This window comes from Streptomyces echinoruber (assembly GCF_014651135.1).
Classification (GTDB): domain Bacteria; phylum Actinomycetota; class Actinomycetes; order Streptomycetales; family Streptomycetaceae; genus Streptomyces; species Streptomyces echinoruber.
The window spans coordinates 1-20,939 of the sequence record NZ_BMWH01000033.1 but is presented as its reverse complement, the minus strand read 5'-3'; the positions used below and the strand labels follow the sequence as shown (position 1 = coordinate 20,939).

The window sequence follows — 20,939 nt, the reverse complement described above, 5'->3', positions numbered from 1 at the left end:
GCTCAGCCGGTCCGGTAGGGTGCCGCGCGTTCGGCGTCGAGGGTGAGGCCGAGGCCGGGCGTGCCGTCGTGGCCGGGGGTGAGGCTGCCGCCCGCGGGGTCCAGGAGGCCGGCGGAGCCCGCGAAGAGCAGGCGCTCGATGCGGACGTGGTCGTGGAACCACTCCAGGTGCCGCAGGTTGGGGATCGCGGCGGCGGCGTGGGCGTGGGCGTGCGGGGCGCAGTGCCCGGACAGGTCCAGGCCGCGGGCCTGGGCGAGGGCGGCGGCGCGCAGCCAGATCGTGATGCCGCCGCAGCGGGTGGCGTCGGCCTGCAGGCAGTCGACGGCGCCGGCGGCCAGCATGTGCTCGAAGTACGGCAGCGTGTAGCCGTACTCCCCCGCCGCGACGTCCGCCTCGGTCCGTTCGCGGATCGCCTTCAGGGTGGTGAGGTGGTCGGAGGAGACGGGTTCCTCGAACCAGGTGACGCCCTCGCCGGCCAGCGCGCGGGCGACGCGGACGGCCTGCTTGGCGCCGTAACCGCCGTTGGCGTCGACGTACAGCTCGGCCGCGTCGCCGACGACGGCGCGGGCCCGGGCGACGCGGCGCAGGTCGCGGGCCTCGCGGCCGCCCCACGACTCGGCGATCTTGATCTTGACGCGGGGGATGCCCTGCTCCTCCACCCAGGTGCGCAGCTGCCGCTCCTGCTGCCGGTCGTCGTAGGTGGTGAAGCCGCCGCTGCCGTAGACCGGCACGTCGTCGCGCGCGGCGCCGAGCAGGTGGACCAGCGGCAGGCCGAGCAGGCGGGCCTTGAGGTCCCACAGGGCGATGTCGGTGGCGGCGATCGCCTGCGCGGCGACGCCGGGCAGGCCCGCGTTGCGCACGGCGCGGTGCATGGCCTCGTTCAGGCGCGGCACGTCCAGGGCCGGGGCGCCGGTGACGACGCCGGCCAGCAGGTCGTCGACGACGCGCGCGGTGGCGGCGGGGGCGTAGGTGTAGCCGAGCCCGGTGGCACCCTCGCCGCGGACGGTGACCAGGACCAGGGTGGTGCTGTCCCAGGCGAGAGTGCCGTCCGCCTCGGGGGCGTCGGTGGGCACGGTGTACACGGCGGTGTCGACGCGCTCGACGGTGGGTGAGAGCTTGCTCGGCATGGGCGGTGTCCTCGGCTGGGCGGTGTCCTTGGTGCGATCGGTGTCCTCGGTGCGGTCGGTGTCCTCGGTGCGATCGGTGTCCTCGAGGTGAGTGGTTTCCTCGGGTGCGGGGTGCCGGTTCATCGGGTGCGGGCCAGGCGTACGGCGGCCGCGGCGGCGCCCGCCGCGACGGCGGCGCCGACGGCGGTGGCCGCCCGGCGGGCGGTGCGGGACGGTTCGCCGGGCCGTTCGGCCAGCCGTTCGGGCCGGTCGCTGGGCAGGGTGCCGTCGAGGCCGAGGGCGAGGGCCTCGGCCAGGTGCAGGGCGCGGCGGCCGGTGCCGCCCTGCTCGATCTGGGTGCGGCAGCTGAAGCCGTCGGCGAGCACCAGGTTGCCGGGGGCGGCGGCGCGCACGGCGGGCAGCACGCCCAGTTCGCCGATCCGCAGGGAGAGGTCGTGGTGGCCGCGTTCGAAGCCGAAGTTCCCGGCCAGGCCGCAGCAGCCCTCGTCGAGCACGTCGGCGTGCAGGTGGGCGCGGCGCATGAGGTCCCGGTCGGCGTCGGACTTCATGACCGCGTGCTGGTGGCAGTGGGTCTGCACGGTGGCCCGCCGGCCCAGTTGCGGCGGCCGCCAGCCGTCGGGCGCGTGGTGGACGAGCTGTTCGGCGAAGGTGCGCACCTGCCCGGCCAGGCGCCGCACGTCCTGGTCGGCGGGCATCAGTTCGGGCGCGTCGGCGCGGAAGACGGCGGTGCAGGACGGCTCCAGGCCGATCACCGGTGTGCCCGCCTCCAGGTAGGGGCGCAGGGTGTCCAGGGTGCGGCGCAGGACCTTCTTGGCCGTCTTGAGCTGCCCGGTGGAGATCCAGGTCAGGCCGCAGCACACGGGCTCGTCGGGCACGGCGACGCGGAAGCCGGCGTCCTTCAGGACGCGGACCGCCGAGATCGCGACCGACGGGTGGAAGTAGGTGCTGAAGGTGTCCGGCCACAGCAGCACCGTGCGGGGGTCGGCGGGGTCCGGCCGCTGCGGGTCGCCGTGCTCGCGCCACCACTGCAGGAAGGAGCGCGGGGCGAACACCGGTGCCTCGCGGGCGGCGTCCACGCCGGCCAGGGCCTTGCCCGCGCGGGCCAGGCCGGGGGCCCGCAGCACGGTGTTGACCAGGGACGGTGACAGCCGCGACAGCCGCGCCCACACCGGCAGCCAGCCCAGCGTGTAGTGGGCGGCGGGGCGGAGGCGGCCGGCGTAGTGGTGGGCGAGGAACTCCGCCTTGTACGTCGCCATGTCGACACCGGTCGGGCAGTCCGACTTGCAGCCCTTGCAGGCCAGGCACAAATCGAGGGCGTCGCGCACCGCGGTGGAGCGCCAGCCGTCCCGCACGGCGGAGTCGGCGTGCCCGCCGAGCATCTCGAACAGCAGCCGGGCCCGGCCGCGCGTGGAGTGCTCCTCCTCCTTGGTGGCGCGGTACGACGGGCACATCACGCCGCCGTGGTGGCCGCGGCAGTTGCCGATGCCGACGCAGCGCAGCACGGCGCGGGTGAAGGAGTGGTCGTCCTCCGGATAGCCGAAGTGGGTGTCGGGTGCGAACGGCCGCCAGGCGGGGCCGAGGCGCAACTGCCCGTCGACGGGGTGGGGGTGGACGACCTTGCCGGGGTTCATGCGGTCGCCGGGGTCGAACAGGGCCTTCATCTCACCGAAGGCGGCCACCAGCCGCTCGCCGAACATGCGGGTGAGCAGCTCGCCGCGGGACTGGCCGTCGCCGTGCTCGCCGGACAGGGAGCCGCCGTAGGAGGCGACGAGGTCGGCGGCGCGCTCGACGAAGCGGCGGAAGCCGGCGACGCCCTCGGCGGTCTTCAGCCCGAAGGGGATGCGGGTGTGCACGCAGCCCTGCCCGAAGTGCCCGTACAGGGAGGGGTGGCCGTAGTCGAACTCGGCGAACAGCCGCTTCAGGTCGCGCAGGTAGTCGCCGAGCCGCTCGGGCGGGACGGCGGAGTCCTCCCAGCCCTCCCAGGTTTCGCGGTCGTCCGGGGGCCGCGCGGTCACGCCGAGCCCGGCCTCGCGGGCCTTGAGCATCTTCTCCTCGCGGGCCGGGTCGTCGGAGAAGGCGACCGCGGGGTCCTTCTCGCTGCGGCCGACGGCCCGCAGCAGCGCGTGCGCCTGCTCGTCGACCTCCTCCTGGCTGTCGCCGCTGAACTGCACCATCAGCCAGCTGTCGCCCTCGGGCAGCACGCGCAGGGAGTCCAGGTAGGCGCCCTCTTCGCGCATCAGCTGCGCCATCCGCCCGTCCAGGGCCTCCAGTTGGCTGGGCGTACAGTGCCGCAGCAGGTGGGGCACGTCGTCGGCGGCGCGGCAGATGTCGTCGTAGCCGAGGACGAGCAGCGACTGGTACGGCGGCACGGGCACCAGGTCGAGTTCGGCGCGCAGGACGGTGACCAGGGTGCCCTCGCTGCCGACGAGGGCCTTGGCGACGTCGAAGCCGTTCTCCGGCAGCAGCGAGTCGAGGTTGTAGCCGGAGACGCGGCGGGGGATCTTCGGGTAGCCGCGGCGGATGTCGGCGAGGTACCGGGTGGCGATCCGCTCCAGCCCGGCGTAGATCTCGGCGCGCCGCCCGCCCTCGGCGGCGATGCGCTCGCGCTCCTGCCGGGAGGTGGGGCCCACCCACATGCGCAGCCCGTCGTAGGTGAGGACCTCCAGGCGGCGCACGTTGTCGACGGTCTTGCCGTACGCCTGCGCCGAGGCGCCGCAGGAGTTGTTGCCGATCATGCCGCCGAGGGCGCAGTGGCTGTGCGTGGACGGCTTCGGCCCGAACTGCAGCTTGTGGGCGGCCAGTTGCCGGTTGAGTTCGTCCAGGACGATGCCGGGTTCGACGACGCAGGTGCGGGCTTCGGGGTCGACGTCCACCAGGGCGTCGCAGTACTTGCTCCAGTCGATCACCACGGCGGTGTTGGTGGACTGCCCGGCCAGGCTGGTGCCGCCGCCGCGGGAGAGCACGGGGGCGTGGAAGCGGGCGCACACCTCCACCGCCCGCGCGCCGGCGTCGACCGTGCGCGGGACGACGACGCCGAGGGGGACCTGCCGGTAGTTGGAGCCGTCGGTGGCGTACGCGCCCCGGCTGCCGGCGTCGAAGCGGACCTCGCCGTCCACGGCCCGGCGCAGCACCTTCTCCAGCGCCGCCGTGTCGACCGGTGCGCCCGCCGCCCGGGTCCGGCCGCGCGGTGCGGACGTGCCGAGGAGGGATGTGAGGGATGCACGGGTCATCGGGGAACCGCCTTCCAGCACCGTGGGCGTCACTGCCGTCCCCGCGGCGCACGGCGGCGGCCCGGCCGCGGGATGCGGCGTCCGGGTACCCGGCATTGCAGGGTGCAACAGTGCCGGTTCGCGAAAGCGCCCGGGCGGGCCCACCGGGGTGGCTCGACAAGGACTCCCCTTCCATCCGACCGGTCGGTATGGTCGGCGTCGGCGGACCGCCGGGTGCGCCGGGGTTTTCCGACGAAGGGATGCTCATGGCTCAAGCGACGCCTGCCGTCCAGGGGCACTGCGATCCGCGCTTCGCGGGCGTGCGGGAGGTCTTCGCGGCCAACCTGCGCGAGCGCGGCGAACTCGGCGCCGCGGTGGCCGTGCGGCTCGACGGGCGGCTGGTCGTGGACCTGTGGGGCGGCTGGGCGGACGAGGCCCGCACGCGGCCCTGGGAACGGGACACGGTGGTCAACGTCTGGTCCACCACCAAGGGCGCGGCCGCGCTGTGCGCGCACCTCCTCGCCGACCGGGGCCTGCTGGACCTGGACGCGCCGGTGGCCCGCTACTGGCCGGAGTTCGCCGCCGCCGGCAAGGAGGGCGTCCTCGTCCGCCACCTGCTGGCCCACCGCGCGGGCCTGCCCGGCCTGCGCCAACCGCACGGCCTGGCCGAGCTGTACGACTGGGAGCTGACCGTGGGGCGCCTGGCGGCGACCGAGCCGTGGTGGGAGCCCGGCACCGCCTGCGGCTACCACGCCCTGACGTACGGCTTCCTCGTCGGCGAGGTGGTCCGGCGCGTCGACGGGCGGATGCCCGGGGCGTTCCTGCGCGAGGAGATCACCGGGCCGTACGGCATCGACTTCGCCATCGGGCTGCCCGAGAAGGACGCCGGCCGGGCGGCCGAGCTGTCCCACGCCCCCGCCCCGCCGGCCGCCCTCGCCTGGCCGGCGCGGGCGACGCCGGTCACCGTGGCCGCCCTGGCCAACCCGGCGGTCTCCGCCGGGGACGCGAACGGCGCCGCCTGGCGGGCGGCCGAACTGCCCGCCGCCAACGGCCACGGCACGGCACGGGCGGTCGCCGAGCTGTACGGGCTGATGTTCGACGGGCGGCTGCTGAGCCGCGCGGCCGCCGAACGGATCCGGGAGGGGCAGGGCGCCTGCCGGGACCTGGTGCTCGGCGCCGGTCTGGGCCGGGACACGGAACTCGGGCTGGGCCTGTGGCTGAGCGGCCCGTGGGGGTCGTACGGCCCCAATCCGCGCGCCTTCGGGCACGACGGCGCCGGCGGCTCCTGCGGACTGGCCGACCCGGAGGCGGGGCTGAGCATGGGGTACGTGATGAACCGCATGGGCCCGCGCATCGCCGACGACCCGCGCAAGGCGGCCCTGGTGCGCGCCGTTTACGACGCCCTGTGAGGCCCTGCGGGGCGCCGTGACCGGGTGCGCGGCGCCCACGGGGGCCGGGCGCACGGGTGGTTCCCGGAGCCGCGCGGGCCCCCGCGCGGCGCTCCCGCGGGTCGCCTCCCGTGGGTCACGCGTGCGGGCGGCGTCCGCGTCCCTGCCCGGGGAAGGCCCGGCCGGCGCCCGGCGGGTCGGCGCGGGCAGTGTCGCCAACTCCTGCCGGGCCCGGCGCAGTTGCCCGGCGGTGTCGCCGGGCGGGCGCGGCGGGCGCGGCCGGGCCGCCCCGTCCGGCGGGCGCCCGCCCGGACGGTCCCACGGACGGTCCTGCGGACGGCCGTACCCTGGTGGCCGTGCACATCTGTTTCGTCTGCAGTGGGAACATCTGCCGGTCGCCGTCCGCCGCGCTGGTCTGCGCGGAGCACCTGCGCCGGGCGGGACTGGACGACCGGGTGCGGGTCAGCAGCGCCGGCATCGGGCCCTGGCACGTCGGCGAGCCCATGGACGAGCGCTCCGCCGCCGTCCTGGCCCGCCACGGCTACCCGGTGGAGCACGTCGCGGCGCAGGTCGGCGCGGAACACCTCGACGCCGACCTGTTCCTGGCGATGGACCGCGGGCACGAGAAGGCGCTGCGCCGGCTGGTCGACGACCCCTCCCGGGTGCGGCTGCTGCGGTCGTTCGACCCGGACGCGGGTGAGGACGCGGAGGTGCCGGACCCCTACTACGGCGGCCCGGAGGGCTTCGACGAGGTGCTGGGCATGATCGAGGCCGCGATGCCCGGCCTGCTGGCGTGGGTGCGCGAGCGCGTCGCGGCATGAGCGGGCGGGCCGGGGATTTCGGGACCGCGGCCGCCCGCCTCACCGGCCGGGCCGCGACCGCCGAGCGCCCGCTGTCCGGCACGCTCGCCGAGGTCGCCCTCGACGACGGGCGGGTGGTGATGGTCAAGCGCGGCGACGGCCCCGGCACGGTGCGGGCGGAGGCCGCCGGACTGCGCTGGCTGGCCGGGGCGGGCACAGTGGCCGTGCCGCGGGTGCACGGCGAGGACGAACGGTGGCTGGTCACCGAGCGGGTGCCCGCGGGCCGGGCGGACGCCGCGGCCGCGGAGCGGTTCGGGCGCGAGCTGGCCGCGCTGCACACCGCGGGCGCCCCCGCCTTCGGGGCGCCGCCGCCGGGCGGCCCGCGGGACGCCACGATCGGGCCGGCGCCGATGCGCAACGAGCCCGGCGACGACTGGCCCCGCTGGTACGCCGAGCACCGCGTGCTGCCGTACCTGCGCCGCGCCGTCGACGACGGCACCGTGCGCCCGGCGGAGGCGGTGGTGGTGGAGCGGGTCTGCGAGCGGCTGCCCGCGCTGGCCGGGCCGCCCGAGCCGCCGGCGCGGCTGCACGGCGACCTGTGGAGCGGCAACGTGCTGTGGGGCGCCGACGGCCGGGCCTGGCTGATCGACCCGGCGGCGCACGGCGGCCACCGGGAGACCGACCTGGCGATGCTGCGGCTGTTCGGCTGCCCGCACCTGGAGCGGATCCTGGCCGCCTACGACGAGGCGGCGCCGCTCGCCGACGGCTGGCGGGAGCGGGTGGGGCTGCACCAGCTCTTCCCGCTGCTGGTGCACGCGGTGCTGTTCGGCCGTGGCTACGCCGAGCAGGCGCTCGCGGCGGCCCGCGCGGCCCTGGCGGGCTGACCCCGGGCCCGCGCGGCCGCAGCCCCGGGGGCCGTTCGTCCACGGCGGGCGGACCGCGGCACGCCGTCGCGCGGCACGCGGGCGCGCGGTGCGGGGGTGACGGTGGCCGGCCGGGGAACCCGGTGGGCACGGAACGCATCCCCCACACCGTTCAGGAGAGGGCCCATGAGTGTGCTGCGCATGGTCGGCCGCCCGCTGCTCGCGTCGATGTTCGTCGCGGGCGGTCTGCACTCCGTCCGCCGGCCGAAGGAGCTGGCACCCATCGCCGAGTCCGTCGTCCGCCCGGTCTCCGACCGTGTCGGGGCGCTGCCGGAGCGCACGGAGCAGGTCGTGCGGCTGAGCGGCGCCGTCCAAGTGGCCGCGGGAGCGATGCTGGCCACCGGCCGCCTGCCCCGGCTGTCCGCGCTGGCGCTGGCCGCCACGCTGGTGCCCACCACCCTGGCCGGGCACCGCTTCTGGGAGGAGGACGACCCCTCGCAGCGCGCCCAGCAGCGCATCCACTTCCTGAAGAACCTCTCCATGCTGGGCGGCCTGCTGATCACGGCCGACGACACCGGGGCGGCGCCGTCGCTGCTGTGGCGCGGCCGGCACGCCGCCCGGGACCTGCGGCGGGAGGCGCGGCTGGTGCGCCGCTCGGTGCGCGCCACCTCCCGCCCGGCCGCGGCCGTCGCCGGGGTCCGCGCCAAGCTGCCGGTCTGAGCGACGGGGCGCAGAGGCGTCACGGAGGCGTCCGAGAGGCGTCGAGGTCGCGGAAGAGGCCACGCAAGGACGGGGCGCGGGCACGAAGGAGGGCGGGCCGCCGTCGGCGTCCCGCCCTCCTCACCCGCCACCGGGGTGTCAGTGCTTGAAGGCGTCCTTCGCCTTCTCCTTGGCCTGGCGCACGTCGCCCTTGGACTGCTCGGCGCGGCCCTCGGCCACCATGCTCTCGTCGTCCATCGCGCGTCCAGCGGCTTCCTTGACCTTGCCCTTGGCCTGCTCGGCCTTGCTCCTGGCCTTCTGCTCTCCGGCCACGGTTGTTCACCCCAAGTCGCATCGACGTCGGTTGTCACCCCGGCGGGTCACCAGGAGGGAGGCGGTCAAACAGGCGAGAAGTCGGGGTGCCGCAGCGGGCATGGACGGGATCATGGCGGGAAGACGATGCCTGCACGGCAGAAGGGGCGGACGCCGTCGTCCTGGGGAGGTGGGTGGCGCACCCGCCCCTTCTTGCCGGTCGGCGGCCGGTCAGCGGGTGACGACGTGCCGCTCATTGGGCACGCAGTGGGTCATGGTGAGGCCCGCCACGTCGCGCGGCGGATTCTCACCGAGGTGGTCCAGCCGCTTGCGGTCCTCCTCGGTCAGGTCCTGGCCCGCGAGCGGCCGGAGGTGGGCGACGTCCTGCGGCGAGATGCCCAGGCCCTCGCCGACGCGGAGCCCGAGGTCGTTCTCCACCAGCAAAAAGTGCCACACCATGCGCTCCTGGACGGGCCGGTCGCACCGGGAGAGCTGGGTGACGAGGTTCTTCACCAGGTCGTCGCGCTCCCAGTCCTCCATGAGCAGGTAGCGCTGCCCGGCCTGCTGGTAGTCGTTGGTGCGGGGGATGCGTCGGCGGGTGAGCCGCCCGCGGATCTCCGGGCCCTGCTCGTCGTGCGTCGGGTACGGCGCCTCGCGCAGCCCGCCGTGGATCGACGGCTCGTAGTTGACGCTGGGGTTCTCGCCGGCGCCGTCGACGTGGTAGGTCATGAACCCGTCGCGCTGGTTGGTGCGCACCTGCGCGTTCTTGGCCTGGTTGACCGGCAGCTGCAGGTAGTTGGGGCCGACGCGGTAGCGCTGGGTGTCGCTGTAGGAGAAGGTGCGGCCGACGAGCATCTTGTCGTCGGAGAAGTCCAGGCCGTCGACGAGGACGCCGGTGCCGAAGGAGATCTGCTCGTTCTCGGCGAAGAAGTTCTCCGGCATCCGGTCCAGCACCATGCGGCCGACCGGCCTGGGCGGGAAATCCTGCTCGGGCCAGGTCTTGGTGTCGTCGAGCGGGTCGAAGTCCAGCTCGGGGTGCTCGTGGTCCTCCATGATCTGCACCAGGAGCTCCCACTCGGGGTACTCGCCGCGCGCGATCGCGTCGTACAGGTCCCTGGTGGCGTGGCCGAGGGACTTGGCCTGGACGTTGGCGGCGTCCTCCTCGGTCATGCTGCGCACGCCCTGCCTGGGCATCCAGTGGTACTTGACCAGGACCGTCCCGCCCTCGGCGTTGACCCACTTGTAGGTGTTGACGCCGAAGCCCTGCATGTGCCGGTAGTCGGCGGGGATGCCGCGCGGGCTGAACAGGTTGACCAGCATGTGCAGGGACTCCGGGGTCTGCGACATGAAGTCGAAGATCCGGTGGGGCTTCTGCTCGAAGTCCACGGGGTCCGGCTTGAGGGCGTGGATGACGTCCGGGAACTTGATGGCGTCGCGGATGAAGAAGACGCCGAGGTTGTTGCCGACCAGGTCCCAGTTGCCGTCCTCGGTGTAGAACTTCACCGCGAAACCGCGCGGGTCGCGGGCCGCCTCGGAGGAGTCGCGGCCGCCGATCACGGTGGAGAAGCGCACGGCGACGTCGGTGCGCCTGCCGCGCTCCTGGAACAGCTTGGCGCGGGTGTAGCGGCTGATCGGCTCCTCGCCCCAGGCGCCGTACGCCTCGAAGAAGCCGTAGGCGGTCACGCCGCGGGCGTGCACGACGCGCTCGGGGATGCGTTCGCGGTCGAAGTGGCTGATCTTCTCCAGGAACTGGTAGTTCTCCAGCGTCGCGGGCCCGCGGGCGCCCACGGTGCGCTGGTTCTGGTTGTCGTGGACGGGGTGGCCCTGCCGGTTGGTGAGGACCGGGCGGTCGTCACCCGGGATGGATCCGGTGCTCGATACGTCCGTCATGTCGCGGGTTCCTTCGCCTCTTCCTGCCGTCGCGGTCGAGCCGTGTGGGTACCCCGGACGGCGGTGCCGGGACGCCGGAGGTGTGCGGTATTCCCCCGGACGCCGCCGGGAAGTTCGCCCGGCTGTACGCACCGCCCGCGGGTAGTCGGAGCGGTGAGGCACGTCGCCGGAGAACGACCGGCGACGACCCGAGACGACCGGAAACGACTGGACACGACTGGAGGAAGACCGTGGCAGGTGTGATGGAACGCATCAAGCGGTTCGCCCGGAGTCCCGAGGGGCGGCGCACGGCGGAGCAGGTGCGGCGGGCGGCCGCCGATCCGCGGCGGCGCGAGCAGGCCCAGCGTCTGCTGCGGAAACTGCGCACCCGCCGGTGACCGCCGGGCGTCGTCGATCCGCCGCCGGCGGCGGCTCCGCCGAAAGCCGGCGGACACGGCCGGCGGCGGATCGACGGCGGTGGAAGGGGGTGGAAGGGGGTACCCAGTCAGCACGCGAGGCCGGTGCCGCGGCATCGGTGCTCGCCAGGCGCCGTGGTTCGGACAGGAGCCATGGCGCCGCCGACGCGGCACACGCCCGCCCGGCACGGCGGAGCCGGGAGCTCGCCGGGACGCGGCGGGGCCGGGGACCCGCCGAACGCGGCGCTACGGGGTCAGAACCTCGGCACCGGGGCCCGGCTCTCCACCAGCCTGGCCGCCTCCTGGGGCGTTTCCACCGACGGCGGGGAGCCCTCCAGCGGCCTGCGCGCCGTCTCCTTCATGCAGGCCACCGCGATCGCGCCGACGGCGCCCGCCGCCATGGCGTAGTAGGCGGGCATCAGGTCCGTGCCGGCGGCGGAGATCAAGGCGGTGACCACCAGGGGGGTGGTGCCGCCGAACAGGGACGTCGAGACGTTGTAGCCGATGGACAGCGAGCCGTAGCGGACCTGGGTGGGGAACAGGGCCGGCAGCGCGGCGGACATCGTGCCCAGCAGGCACACCAGGGACAGGCCCAGCATCAGCATGCCGGCCGTGACCGCGAGCAGGTTGCCCTGCCCGACCAGCAGGAACGCCGGCAGGGACAGAAAGCAGAAGCCGAGCATGCCGCCCATCAGCAGCGGTTTGCGGCCCAGCCGGTCGGAGAGCCGGCCGACCCGGTTGATGAGCAGCATCAGCACGATCATGGTGCCGATCAGGAGCAGCAGACCGTGCGTCTGGCTGTAGCCCATCTCGTCCGACAGGTACGTCGGCAGGTACGACAGCACCATGTAGTCGCAGATGTTGTAGCCCGCCACCAGGCAGACGCACAGCACCAGGGCCGGCCAGTGGTCGCGGAAGATCCTCGCCATCTCGCCGGTCGCCGTGGCCTCCGTCGTCGTCGCGGCCTGGGGCGCCCGGTGCGCGGAGTCGTCCCCGAGCCTGCGGAAGGCCGGCGTCTCGTCCAGCCTGAGCCGCAGGTAGAGGCCGATGAGGCCGATGGGCCCGGCGACCAGGAACGGCACCCGCCAGCCCCAGTCCCGCATGCCGGCGTCGCCCAGGGCCGCGGTCAGGGCGGTGACGAGGCCGGCCGCGCCGACGTATCCGGCGAGCGTGCCCAGTTCGAGGAAGCTGCCGAAGAAGCCGCGCCGCCGGTCGGGCGCGTACTCGGCGATGAAGGTGGAGGCACCGCCGTACTCGCCGCCGGTGGAGAAGCCCTGGACGAGGCGGAAGAGGATGAGCAGGGCCGGGGCCCAGAACCCGATGGTGGCGTAGGAGGGGATCAGGCCGATGGCGAAGGTGCCCACCGCCATCATGATCATGGTGAGGGCGAGGACCCGTTTGCGGCCGATCCTGTCGCCCATGGGCCCGAAGACCGCGCCGCCGAGCGGGCGGACCAGGAAGGACACCGCGAACGTCGCGAACGACGACAGCAGTTGCGCGGTGTCGTTCCCGGACGGGAAGAAGACGTGCCCGAGGGTGACGGCGAGGTAGCTGTAGACGCCGAAGTCGAACCACTCCATCGCGTTGCCGAGCGACGCCGCCTTCACGGCCCGTTTGACGGCCGTCTCGTCGATCACGGTGATGTCGGTGCGCCGCAGCGGCGGGTTCCGGCGCCGTCTGACGGCCCGGAACAGGGTGCGGTGCCGTTTCACCGCCTGCGGGTCGGCGGCGGGATGGACGGGGGCGGGCTCGGTGTCCGTCATGAAGGGGCGGTCCTTTCCTTCCGGCCTGTCCGGCGTGTCTGCCTGTCTGCTTGTCGGGCCTGTCTGCTTGTCGGGCCGGGCAGGCCGGTCCGGTCCGTCCGGCCTGCCCGGCTCGTTCGGTGTGCCCGGCGGGGAGCACGTACGGCACGCACTCCGGACGAGCACCTGCTCAGTCGTGCCGGACGCAAACGAAACTCGCGGGGCGGTGGAACTTTCCTCACGTCTCGTCCGCGGCCGCTCCACGACTCCCCCGGGACCCTCACCCCCTCGCGGACGCACTCGCAGACATAAAGCTTCCTTATGAGGTCATACATGCGGCCCGCGTACCGGCTCGGGCACGCCCCGGCCCAGGCTCCCCGGCGAGATCACCGTCCCCGCCCGAAGGGAAGCCGCCCATGCCCCGCCCGCTGCGGGTAGCCGTCGTCGGAGCCGGCCCCGCCGGCATCTACGCCGCCGACGCCCTGCTCAAGTCCGACGCCGCCGCCGACCCGGGCGTGTCCGTGGACCTCTTCGAGCGCATGCCGGCGCCGTTCGGCCTGATCCGCTACGGCGTCGCCCCCGACCACCCCCGCATCAAGGGCATCGTCACGGCGCTGCACCAGGTGCTGGACAAGCCGCAGGTCCGCCTGTTCGGCAACGTGGACTACCCCGCCGACCTCACCCTGGACGACCTGCGCGCCTTCTACGACGCCGTGGTCTTCGCCACCGGCGCCGCGGCCGACCGCGAGCTGCCGGTCCCCGGCATCGGCCTGGACGGCTCCTACGGCGCCGCCGACTTCGTCTCCTGGTACGACGGCCACCCGGACGTGCCGCGCACCTGGCCGCTGACGGCGGAGAAGGTCGCGGTGCTCGGCGTCGGCAACGTCGCCCTGGACGTCGCCCGCATCCTGGCCAAGACGGCCGACGAGCTGCTGCCCACCGAGATCCCGCCGAACGTGTACGACGGACTGAAGGCCAACCGGGCCCGCGAGATCCACGTCTTCGGCCGCCGCGGCCCGGCGCAGGCCAGGTTCAGCCCGATGGAGCTGCGGGAGCTGGACCACTCCCCCAGCATCGAGGTGATCGTCGACCCGCGGGACATCGACTACGACAAGGGTTCGCTCGCCGCCCGGCGGGCCGGCAAGCAGACCGACATGGTCGCCAAGACGCTGGAGAACTGGGCGATCCGCGACGTCGGCGACCGCCCGCACAAGCTGTTCCTGCACTTCTTCGAGTCGCCGGTGGAGATCCTCGGCGCCGGCGGGAGGGTGACCGGCCTGCGCACCGAGCGCACGGCGCTGGACGGCACCGGCAACGTCAGGGGCACGGGCGTCCTGCGCGACTGGGACGTCACCGCCGTCTACCGGGCCGTCGGCTACCTGTCGGAGCACCTGCCGAAGCTGCCCTGGGACCCGGACAGCGGCACGGTCCCGAACGCAGGCGGGCGCGTGCTCGAGGAATCCGGCCGGCACCTGCAATCCACATACGTCACCGGCTGGATCCGGCGCGGCCCGGTGGGGCTGATCGGCCACACCAAGGGCGACGCCAACGAGACGGTGGCCGGTCTCCTCGACGACTTCGCCGCCGGCCGCCTGCACACGCCCGCCTTCCCGGCTCCCGGTGCGGTGGACGCCTTCCCTCGCCGAGCGCGGGGTCCGCTTCACCACGTGGGAGGGCTGGTACCGGCTCGACGCCGCCGAGCGGGCGCTGGGCGAGCCGCAGGGGCGCAAGCGGGTGAAGATCGTCGAGCGCGAGGACATGCTGCGGGCGAGCGGCGCCTGACCGCCCGACCACCCGGCCGCGGTCGGACGCGGGCCGGCGTCGTGCGGCCGCCCGGCCGCGCTCAGTCCCGTCCGGCGGTGACGTCGCCGTTGACGCTGCCGAGCGTCATGGCGGGGCCGTCGCCGCCCGCGCGGGTCGGCGGGGCGGCCGTGGCGCGGCCGTTGACCGTGGTCCCGGTGACCCGGTAGGCGGGGGCGTCGTGCGGGACGATGGCGCGGACCGAGCCGTTGGTGGTGGTCGCGGTGATGCCGACGGGGGCGCCGGCGCAGTCCAGGGTGACGTCGCCGTTGACGGTCTCGGCGTGCAGGACGCGCGCGCGGACGTCCGTCGCCCGCACGGAGCCGTTGCGGGTCTCCAGGCGCACGGCGGCGGCGTCGCCGCCGGAACGGGTCACCGTAACGTCGCCGTTGACGGTGGCGAGAGTCAGCGTGCCCCGCACGCCCGCCGCGTCGACGCCGGCGTTGCGGGCCGAGACGGTGACGGCCGTGTCGGCGGGGACGTCCACCTCCGGCATCCGCGGGCAGGGGCCGCCGGAGGGAGGCGGGCACGACAGGTCCAGCACCCAGGTGCCGGCGTGCCGGGACCAGTGCCGGCCGACGCGCCGGTCCACCTCGACCTCGTCACCGGCGGCGGGGCGCAGGCGCAGTCCGCCGTCGGTGGTGACGACCAGGCGGGCCGGCGACGGCACGAGGGAGGACGCCTCGGACGACGGTGTCCCGGTGCCGCCTGCGCCGCGGCCCGAGCCGCAGCCCGCGGTGAGCACGGCGAGAAGGGCCGCGGCGGCGAGCACGGGCGCGGTGGCGGCGGGGCGCCGCGGCGGTGGGGACGGCGTGGCCTTCATGCCCGGTCTGTTCCCCCCGCACCGCGTGTCCATGACGAACCCGCGGCCCGGCGCGTCCCCGATGCTGTGAACGGGCTCACGCCGGGTAGATCTCCTTCAGCGCCGCTGTGGCGCCCTCCCTGAGACGAAGGACGAATGGTCTTGGCTCTCGCGTACCCTGACGCACCGTCGGCCCGCCGCCCCGGACGCTCCTGGACGATCCGGGTGACGGGCCACCGCGACCGTACCGCCTCGGTCAGCTGTTCCTCGGCCTGCGCCATGCCGCCCCGCTCGCGGGACGTGGCGGCGCTGCGCCGGTTCGCCGAGGCCCATGCCGCCGCCCACGCCAAGGCGGTCACCGTGCGCGCCGACGCCGCCTGCGCATGCCGGCGGCAGCAGTGCGCCGCCCACGAGGGCACCCGCGTCGCCTGTGCGGGCCCGGTCGTGCTGGTGCTGCGGCACGATCCCGCGGTGGGACAGGTGTGGACGCTCACCGAGGTCTGCTCGGCCTGCGCCCCGCTCATGTCGCACGCCCGCGTGGTCGCCCGTGCGGCGGCGCCCGCCCGTCCGGTGGCCGCGGCGGCGCCCGCCCCGGCGGTGGAGCCGGAGTCCGCGCGGTCCCGCGCGGCGGCGCCGCCCCGGGCCGTCCCGGGCGGGTTCAGTGCACCGCTCACCGCGGCGGAGGCGGCACCCGCGGCTCCGCGCGAGCGGGCGCGGCGGCGCGTACGGTACCGGGCGGAGGGCGCCGGGAGGGGCTGATCCGCCGTACGGCGGCACCTGCGCGACCGCCCGCGCCCGGGCGGCGACATGCCCTCGCCCCCCACGGGTACGCGGACCGCATGACTGAGCACAGGACACCCGAAACACCCGAGCCGGACCGCCGTGCGCAGGGCCGGGAGGCATCGGAGGAGGAGCGGGCCGCCGCGCGTCCCTTCAGCTACCGGTATCCGGAGCGGCATGCGGACGTCCGCGCCACCCGCCACATCAGCCGGGAGCAGGCCGACGCCGAGAGCGTCCCCGGCGTGCCGGGCGGCTACGGCACGACCGGCGGCGGCCAACCCGGCGGCCGCGGCACCCCTCTCCCGGGCCGGGAAACGCCCGACGAGGAGGCCGGCGTGACCGAGATCGTCACCGGGCGGGAACCCCGCTCCGACCGGCAGCCCCGTCCCGGCCGGGACGGCGACACGCAGTGACCGGGCGACACGCAGTGACCGACGGCGTCCACGACACGGGACCGGCATCGGCGGGACCCCGCCCGCACCCGGGTGACGTGCGGTGACGATACTGGAAGGAAGCACGCTGTCCCCGCCCCTACATGGACTCATGCCGACCTCCTCCACCGTCCGTCGCCCGATCCCTCCCACGGTGTGGCTGGCCCGCGGCCGCCAGACCGGGCCCGCCGCGGAGGATCTGCTCCGCGCCAATCTGCTGCGGCTCAGCAACGAAGGGGCCGTCCAGGACTACCGGGAGTTGCCCCCGGCCGCCGGCGCCCGCGAGCGGATCTTCGAGGCCCGCTGGCAGGCGCCCGGAGAGGTGACCGTGCGGGCCCGCCTCACCCTCGCCGAGCCCGCGCGGACCGGCCGGGAGTGGGTCCTGGTCGCGGAGGCCGAGCGCCCCTGGAACCTGGCCTGGCCGTCCCCGGCGACCCTGTTCTGGCCCGACTCCCCCGACGCGGGATGGGACCACGAGGCGGGCGCGGGCCTGCGCCTGACCGACATCAACCCGCTGCCCGCGGACGAGAAGGAGCTGCGGCGGGTGCTGCGCCACGCGGGGCGCGGCTCGTGGAGCATCAACGTCGTCGTGCACGAGGCGATGACCCCGGACGAGCGCGGCAGGCGCCCGCTGGCCCCGCAGCTGCCGCCGGGCCTGCGCCACCGCGTGGTCGAGCACCGGGCCGCGCCGCAGCAGCTGCGGGTGGTCAACTGGGCGCTGCGCGACTTCGGCGTGGAGGTTCCCCGGGGCGGGGCCGTCGTGCTGCCCGGCACCCCGGCCCCGCCCGGCTACGACCCCCGGGACTTCTCCGTCCGGGCCGTCTTCCTGGACGGCTCCGAACCGGTGGAGCTGATCGACGCCGTGACGCGCTTCGCCGCGCTGCAGCGGCCGCTGCCGGAGGAGGCCGACGCCCCGCTCACCGCACTGCGCGAGGAGTGGCAGCTGCTGACGCTGGAGGAGCAGCTGGAGCGCGAGCGCCGGCTCGTCGCCATGTACGCCGAGGCCCTGGAGGCCATGACGCGCTCCCGGGACCTGTACAAGGAGGCCGCGGAGCGGGCGTACGAGGCGCTGGCGGAGTTCCGCGCGTCCGGTGCCGGGCCCGCGGCCGCCCGGCCGGGGCGGGCCGGGTCGCCGCTGCAGCAGCTCACGCGGACGCTGGAGCGCCTCAAGGGCCTGAAGGACGCCGCCAGGCTGCCGCGGCCCGCGGCCGATGGCGGCGCCGGGACGAACGGGCTCACCGCCGGGTCCGGGACGAACGGGCTCACCGCCGGGTCCGGCGGCGGGCCGGCCGCCGCGGACCGCGTGGTGGCGGCGGAGCGGCAGGAGGTGTGAGGCGCCGCCTCAGCCGAGCAAGGGGCAGGAGCGCCACGTCAGCCGAGCAGGGGCAGGCGGTCGGCGTCGGGGCCGAGCGCCCGCCGCTCGGCCTCGGTGAGCGGGGCGCGGCCGGTGGCGGCCCGCGCGTAGTGCGCGTCGCTCCAGTCCAGCGGCACCGGGCGGCCGAGCAGGCCGTCCAGGGTGGAGCGCACGGCGGCCAGGCCGGCCGGTGAGGGCCCGGGCGCGTCCGGCAGCGACACGGTCATGTCGAGATGGTGGACGGTGGCCTCGACGGCGAGGGTGAGCATGAGGTCGCCCGCGGTCAGCACGTGTCCCTGGGTGGCCAGGCGCTGCCCGGGGTCGGCGGCCCCGGCCGCGTGCGCGGCGGCGGCCAGGGTCTCCAGGAACAGGCCGCGCAACTGGCCGAAGTCGAGGAACATGCTCGCGCACACCCGCGACCAGCGCCGGCCGTTCGCGGCACCGGTGGTCCCGGGCCGCCAGTCCTGCCAGTAGGTGACGGCGTCCCGGTCGGCCTCCCGCGCGGCCGGGGTGTGGAAGGCGACCAGGGCGCGCTGCGCGTCCGCCAGGCAGTGGAACATCAGGTCGCGCACCGCCCAGCCGGTGCAGCCGCTGGGCAGCCACGACTCCTCGTCCCCGAGGGGCTCCACCACCGCGGCGAGCGCCTCGTAGGCCGCGCGCACCGCCCGGGCCGGGCGCGTGGGGTCCGTGTGGTCTCCGCTCATGGCGTCAGCGTAGAGGCGCGCCGCGTCAACTCGGCGGTGGGACGGCACGTTGACGGGCCGACGGGACGCGAGGGCCGGCCGGGGCCGCTGCGGCGGCCGTCCGCGGGCCGTGTCCCATCCTGCCTGCGGGCGGTCGCCGGGCGGTGCGCGGGGGCGCCCGCCGGGCCGGGCGGGCTGTGCGCGGGGCAGCCCTGCGGCCCCTCGCCGCCCGGGGCACCACGGGGGTGCGTCGCGGGAGTGCGCCGCGGGGACGGACGACGCGCGCGGGGTGGACGTGACACCGGCGCGCGCCGCATCCACCCCGCGCGCGGGAGCGCGCGGCCGGTGCCGCGTGCCCCGCGCACCCGGCCCCGCCGGATGCTCGATCGGCGCGGAAGCGGGGAAACCGGGGGTAGGACGCCGGCCGCGGCAGGACGCGGGCGGCACTGCGCGACAGGGAGGACGCGTGGATTCGACCACGGCACTCATCGTCGGAGCCGCGGCCGTGGCGGCGGCGGCCCTCGCCGGGGCCGTCGCGCTGCTGGTGCGGCTGGTGCGGACCCGGCGCGGGCTGCGGCGCGCCGGCCTGCCGACCGGGCCGCGGTGGGTCTTCTGGGGCGCGGTGCTGTACTTCGTGCTGCCCACGGACCTGCTGCCGGACCCCGTGTACCTCGACGACGTCGGCGTCCTCCTGCTCGCCCTGCGCACGCTGCACCGCGCGCTCGGCGCCGCGCGGCGGGACGGCGACGCCCCGGTGCTGCCGCCCTCCGCCTCCTCCTGACCCCCGCCCGCGACCTGACGGTCCGTCTTAAATCCTCCTGAATGGCCGTCTTAAATCCTCCTGAATTACGGAGAGTAAGGAAACCATTCACCCGTTCGATTCGTATAAGTGTCTGGAGGGCCGAAGCACGGCAGCGGGCCGGGTGGCGCTGCGGCACGGCACCGCTCGTTCACGGCAGCATCACGAGGGAGAGACATGCAACCGTTCGCGCTCAACTACGCACGCCCCGCGGTGGAGTCGGACGTCGCCACTCCGTACGCGTACGACTCCGGACTGCAGCTGAACGTGCTCTTCGACGGCCGGATCGCCGCCTGCGACCACGGTCTGCTGCGCGAGCTGGGGACGACGACCTCCACCGCGGGCTCCAAGACGCACTTCGACGACTGACACCGAGCCGACAGCGATGACGGTGCTCATCCTGACCTGCGAGGAGGACGTCACGGCGGACATGGTGGTGGTGCATCTGAACACCGCCGGCGTCCCCGTGGTCCGGCTCGATCCCGCCGACCTGCCCGGCGGCGTGGCGCTCTCCGGGGAGTACGTGCACGGCTCCTTCCGCGGCCACCTGTCCTCGGCGGGCCGGCTGGTGAGCGTGGACGGGCTGCGCTCGGTGTGGGTGCGTCGGCCGGGCAGGCCGGCCACGCGGACGGCCGAGCCGTCCGCGTGGCTGACCGAGGAGTCCTCGCAGGCCCTCTACGGGATGCTCCGCGGTTCGCGGGCGCGCTGGATGAACCATCCCGACGCCGCGCAGCGCGCCCGGCACAAGCCCTGGCAGCTCCATCTGGCCCAGCGCTGCGGGCTGCCCGTGCCGGCCACTCTCATCACGACGTTCCCGCAGGCGGCGCGGGCGTTCGCGGAGCGCTACCCGGACCTGGTGGTCAAGTCGGTCTCCGGGACGCATCCGCAGGACCCGCCCCGCGCGGTGCCGACCAGCCGGGTCGCGCCGGACGCGGACTTCGCCGCGGTCGCCTCCGGGCCGACGCTGCTGCAGCGGCGGATCGCCAAACGGGCCGACATCCGTCTCACCGCCGTCGGCGACCGGCTGCTGGCGGCCCGCCGGGCGGCCGCCCCGGACGCGGCGGGCGGGCCGGTCGACGTCCGCTTCGACACCTCCGGCACTCCGTGGCGCCCGTGCGAGGTCCCGCCGCGCCTGGCCGCAGGGGTCCGCGGCTTCCTGCGGGAGGCGGAACTGGCCTACGGAGCCTTCGACTTCGTGGAGGACGCGGACGGCACGTGGTGGTTCCTGGAGTGCAACCAGTCGGGCCAGTTCGGGTTCGTCGAGGTGGACACCGGGCAGCCGATCGCCCGCACCATCGCGGAGTGGCTGGCCCGGCCGGCCGCCGGGCAGGAGGCCGGCGTCGGCGAAGCGCGCAGCGCGGCGTCCTGACGGGCCGTCGGCCGGCTCCCGACCGGCCGGTGGCCCGTCAGGACGCCGCGGGCGCGTCAGTGCGGGCGGGGGCCGGGCAGCACGCCCGTGCGCTGCCAGCCCGCTCCCGGGGACGGGGGCCGCTCGGGGACGTGCGGGTATCCGAGCGGCCGGGTGGGCCGCAGGACGACTTCCAGCTCCCTGCTGAGCCGCTCGGCCTCGCTGCGCACCTGCGCGGGCACGTCACCGCACTCCGCGATCAGTCGGTCGTAGATGGGGGAATCCTGGAACACCCGTGAACGCGCCTTTCGTCAGCTCGTGCGTGCCCGTACGGCGGCACGGCTGCCGAGTCTAGGGGGTGGGCACGGGCCGCCACGCGGATTCCCGGTACCGGGCGCACGACCGGGCGACGCACGGTGACCGCCTCCGGGTCCGGGCGGCGCGCGGCGCACATCTCCGGGTGGTGCGCGGCGGATCCCTCCGAGCGGTGCGCGGCGGGTGCGGCAGGGCGGCCCGG

General features: G+C 75.3%; 19 protein-coding genes and 1 pseudogene. 12 read left to right on the top strand and 8 right to left on the bottom strand.

Translation table 11 applies throughout. The features are described 5' to 3' along the window. Positions 1-2: 2 nt before the first annotated feature. Together IE225_RS28355 and IE225_RS28350 are read right to left on the bottom strand one after the other, a co-directional pair. Positions 3-1,127 (bottom strand): enolase C-terminal domain-like protein, encoded by a 1,125-nt coding sequence (locus IE225_RS28355; RefSeq protein ID WP_190060528.1) that lies wholly within the window; start codon positions 1,125-1,127, stop codon positions 3-5. A 119-nt stretch (positions 1,128-1,246) separates the two neighbouring features. After that, entirely contained in the window at positions 1,247-4,357 is a 3,111-nt protein-coding gene (locus IE225_RS28350) for an FAD-binding and (Fe-S)-binding domain-containing protein (protein ID WP_190060487.1), read from the bottom strand. Positions 4,358-4,602: 245 nt separating this feature from the next. On the opposite strand from IE225_RS28350, the gene IE225_RS28345 reads away from it, so the two are divergent. The 4 genes from IE225_RS28345 (at position 4,603) to IE225_RS28330 (ending at position 8,107) form a co-directional block, all read left to right on the top strand. Continuing rightward, complete coding sequence (locus tag IE225_RS28345; RefSeq protein ID WP_190060486.1) at positions 4,603-5,745, top strand: serine hydrolase domain-containing protein; 1,143 nt, start codon at positions 4,603-4,605, stop codon at positions 5,743-5,745. 335 nt (positions 5,746-6,080) lie between these two features. After that, positions 6,081-6,545 (top strand): low molecular weight protein-tyrosine-phosphatase, encoded by a 465-nt coding sequence (locus tag IE225_RS28340; protein WP_190060485.1) that lies wholly within the window; start codon positions 6,081-6,083, stop codon positions 6,543-6,545. Next, positions 6,542-7,408, top strand: a complete 867-nt coding sequence (locus tag IE225_RS28335; protein WP_190060484.1) for a fructosamine kinase family protein — start codon at positions 6,542-6,544, stop codon at positions 7,406-7,408. Before IE225_RS28340 ends, IE225_RS28335 begins: the two co-directional genes overlap by 4 nt. Before the next feature lie 165 nt (positions 7,409-7,573). Next, positions 7,574-8,107, top strand: coding sequence for a DoxX family membrane protein (locus IE225_RS28330; protein WP_190060483.1), 534 nt, complete (start codon positions 7,574-7,576; stop codon positions 8,105-8,107). Positions 8,108-8,245: 138 nt separating this feature from the next. On the opposite strand, the gene IE225_RS28325 is transcribed toward IE225_RS28330, so the two are convergent. Both IE225_RS28325 and IE225_RS28320 read right to left on the bottom strand, forming a co-directional pair. Further along, complete coding sequence (locus IE225_RS28325) at positions 8,246-8,419, bottom strand: CsbD family protein (RefSeq protein WP_190060482.1); 174 nt, start codon at positions 8,417-8,419, stop codon at positions 8,246-8,248. A 210-nt stretch (positions 8,420-8,629) separates the two neighbouring features. Next, the gene (locus IE225_RS28320; RefSeq protein ID WP_190060481.1) at positions 8,630-10,288 is read right to left on the bottom strand and encodes a catalase; all 1,659 of its coding nucleotides are present in this window, start codon (positions 10,286-10,288) and stop codon (positions 8,630-8,632) included. A 230-nt stretch (positions 10,289-10,518) separates the two neighbouring features. On the opposite strand from IE225_RS28320, the gene IE225_RS28315 reads away from it, so the two are divergent. Further along, positions 10,519-10,665, top strand: coding sequence for a hypothetical protein (locus tag IE225_RS28315; RefSeq protein WP_190060480.1), 147 nt, complete (start codon positions 10,519-10,521; stop codon positions 10,663-10,665). Between the two features lie 272 nt (positions 10,666-10,937). Here IE225_RS28315 and IE225_RS28310 read toward each other — a convergent pair whose 3' ends face one another. Then, positions 10,938-12,446, bottom strand: a complete 1,509-nt coding sequence (locus IE225_RS28310) for an MFS transporter (protein ID WP_190060479.1) — start codon at positions 12,444-12,446, stop codon at positions 10,938-10,940. A 395-nt stretch (positions 12,447-12,841) separates the two neighbouring features. Here IE225_RS28310 and IE225_RS28305 point away from each other — a divergent pair. Beyond that, positions 12,842-14,207, top strand: a pseudogene (locus IE225_RS28305) (FAD-dependent oxidoreductase). A 61-nt stretch (positions 14,208-14,268) separates the two neighbouring features. On the opposite strand, the gene IE225_RS28300 reads toward IE225_RS28305, so the two are convergent. Then, complete coding sequence (locus IE225_RS28300; RefSeq protein ID WP_190060478.1) at positions 14,269-15,048, bottom strand: DUF4097 family beta strand repeat-containing protein; 780 nt, start codon at positions 15,046-15,048, stop codon at positions 14,269-14,271. Positions 15,049-15,183: 135 nt separating this feature from the next. On the opposite strand from IE225_RS28300, the gene IE225_RS28295 reads away from it, so the two are divergent. From IE225_RS28295 to IE225_RS28285, 3 genes are all read left to right on the top strand, one after another. After that, positions 15,184-15,786 (top strand): hypothetical protein, encoded by a 603-nt coding sequence (locus IE225_RS28295; RefSeq protein ID WP_373303285.1) that lies wholly within the window; start codon positions 15,184-15,186, stop codon positions 15,784-15,786. A gap of 80 nt (positions 15,787-15,866) precedes the next feature. Next, positions 15,867-16,220: a hypothetical protein gene (locus tag IE225_RS28290; protein ID WP_190060476.1), complete on the top strand. Its 354-nt coding sequence runs from the start codon at positions 15,867-15,869 to the stop codon at positions 16,218-16,220. Positions 16,221-16,350: 130 nt separating this feature from the next. Then, positions 16,351-17,571 (top strand): hypothetical protein, encoded by a 1,221-nt coding sequence (locus IE225_RS28285; RefSeq protein WP_229880137.1) that lies wholly within the window; start codon positions 16,351-16,353, stop codon positions 17,569-17,571. A gap of 38 nt (positions 17,572-17,609) precedes the next feature. On the opposite strand, the gene IE225_RS28280 is transcribed toward IE225_RS28285, so the two are convergent. After that, positions 17,610-18,296: a maleylpyruvate isomerase N-terminal domain-containing protein gene (locus tag IE225_RS28280; RefSeq protein WP_190060475.1), complete on the bottom strand. Its 687-nt coding sequence runs from the start codon at positions 18,294-18,296 to the stop codon at positions 17,610-17,612. 445 nt (positions 18,297-18,741) lie between these two features. On the opposite strand from IE225_RS28280, the gene IE225_RS28275 reads away from it, so the two are divergent. The 3 genes from IE225_RS28275 to tgmB all read left to right on the top strand — a co-directional run bounded on the left by IE225_RS28275 (position 18,742) and on the right by tgmB (position 20,443). After that, positions 18,742-19,056: a YkvA family protein gene (locus IE225_RS28275; RefSeq protein WP_190060474.1), complete on the top strand. Its 315-nt coding sequence runs from the start codon at positions 18,742-18,744 to the stop codon at positions 19,054-19,056. 195 nt (positions 19,057-19,251) lie between these two features. Further along, positions 19,252-19,443, top strand: coding sequence for a putative ATP-grasp-modified RiPP (tgmA, locus tag IE225_RS28270; RefSeq protein ID WP_190060473.1), 192 nt, complete (start codon positions 19,252-19,254; stop codon positions 19,441-19,443). 16 nt (positions 19,444-19,459) lie between these two features. Then, entirely contained in the window at positions 19,460-20,443 is a 984-nt protein-coding gene (gene tgmB, locus IE225_RS28265; RefSeq protein WP_190060472.1) for an ATP-grasp ribosomal peptide maturase, read from the top strand. 56 nt (positions 20,444-20,499) lie between these two features. Here the strand turns inward: tgmB and IE225_RS28260 are convergent, their stop codons facing one another. Next, positions 20,500-20,715 carry a hypothetical protein gene (locus IE225_RS28260; RefSeq protein WP_190060471.1) on the bottom strand — a complete coding sequence of 72 codons (216 nt, stop codon included), beginning with the start codon at positions 20,713-20,715 and terminating at the stop codon, positions 20,500-20,502. Positions 20,716-20,939: the final 224 nt, after the last annotated feature.

Excerpts from the sequence above, each read along its gene's own strand:
- IE225_RS28295 (WP_373303285.1), top strand. The coding sequence starts at position 15,184 with ATGGTCTTGGCTCTCGCGTACCCTGACGCACCGTCGGCCCGCCGCCCC.
- IE225_RS28310 (WP_190060479.1), bottom strand. The coding sequence starts at position 12,446 with ATGACGGACACCGAGCCCGCCCCCGTCCATCCCGCCGCCGACCCGCAG.
- IE225_RS28350 (WP_190060487.1), bottom strand. The coding sequence starts at position 4,357 with ATGACCCGTGCATCCCTCACATCCCTCCTCGGCACGTCCGCACCGCGC.
- IE225_RS28320 (WP_190060481.1), bottom strand. The coding sequence starts at position 10,288 with ATGACGGACGTATCGAGCACCGGATCCATCCCGGGTGACGACCGCCCG.
- IE225_RS28345 (WP_190060486.1), top strand. The coding sequence starts at position 4,603 with ATGGCTCAAGCGACGCCTGCCGTCCAGGGGCACTGCGATCCGCGCTTC.
- IE225_RS28280 (WP_190060475.1), bottom strand. The coding sequence starts at position 18,296 with ATGAGCGGAGACCACACGGACCCCACGCGCCCGGCCCGGGCGGTGCGC.
- IE225_RS28355 (WP_190060528.1), bottom strand. The coding sequence starts at position 1,127 with ATGCCGAGCAAGCTCTCACCCACCGTCGAGCGCGTCGACACCGCCGTG.
- IE225_RS28330 (WP_190060483.1), top strand. The coding sequence starts at position 7,574 with ATGAGTGTGCTGCGCATGGTCGGCCGCCCGCTGCTCGCGTCGATGTTC.
- IE225_RS28285 (WP_229880137.1), top strand. The coding sequence starts at position 16,351 with ATGCCGACCTCCTCCACCGTCCGTCGCCCGATCCCTCCCACGGTGTGG.
- IE225_RS28290 (WP_190060476.1), top strand. The coding sequence starts at position 15,867 with ATGACTGAGCACAGGACACCCGAAACACCCGAGCCGGACCGCCGTGCG.
- IE225_RS28335 (WP_190060484.1), top strand. The coding sequence starts at position 6,542 with ATGAGCGGGCGGGCCGGGGATTTCGGGACCGCGGCCGCCCGCCTCACC.
- tgmA (WP_190060473.1), top strand. The coding sequence starts at position 19,252 with ATGCAACCGTTCGCGCTCAACTACGCACGCCCCGCGGTGGAGTCGGAC.
- tgmB (WP_190060472.1), top strand. The coding sequence starts at position 19,460 with ATGACGGTGCTCATCCTGACCTGCGAGGAGGACGTCACGGCGGACATG.
- IE225_RS28300 (WP_190060478.1), bottom strand. The coding sequence starts at position 15,048 with ATGAAGGCCACGCCGTCCCCACCGCCGCGGCGCCCCGCCGCCACCGCG.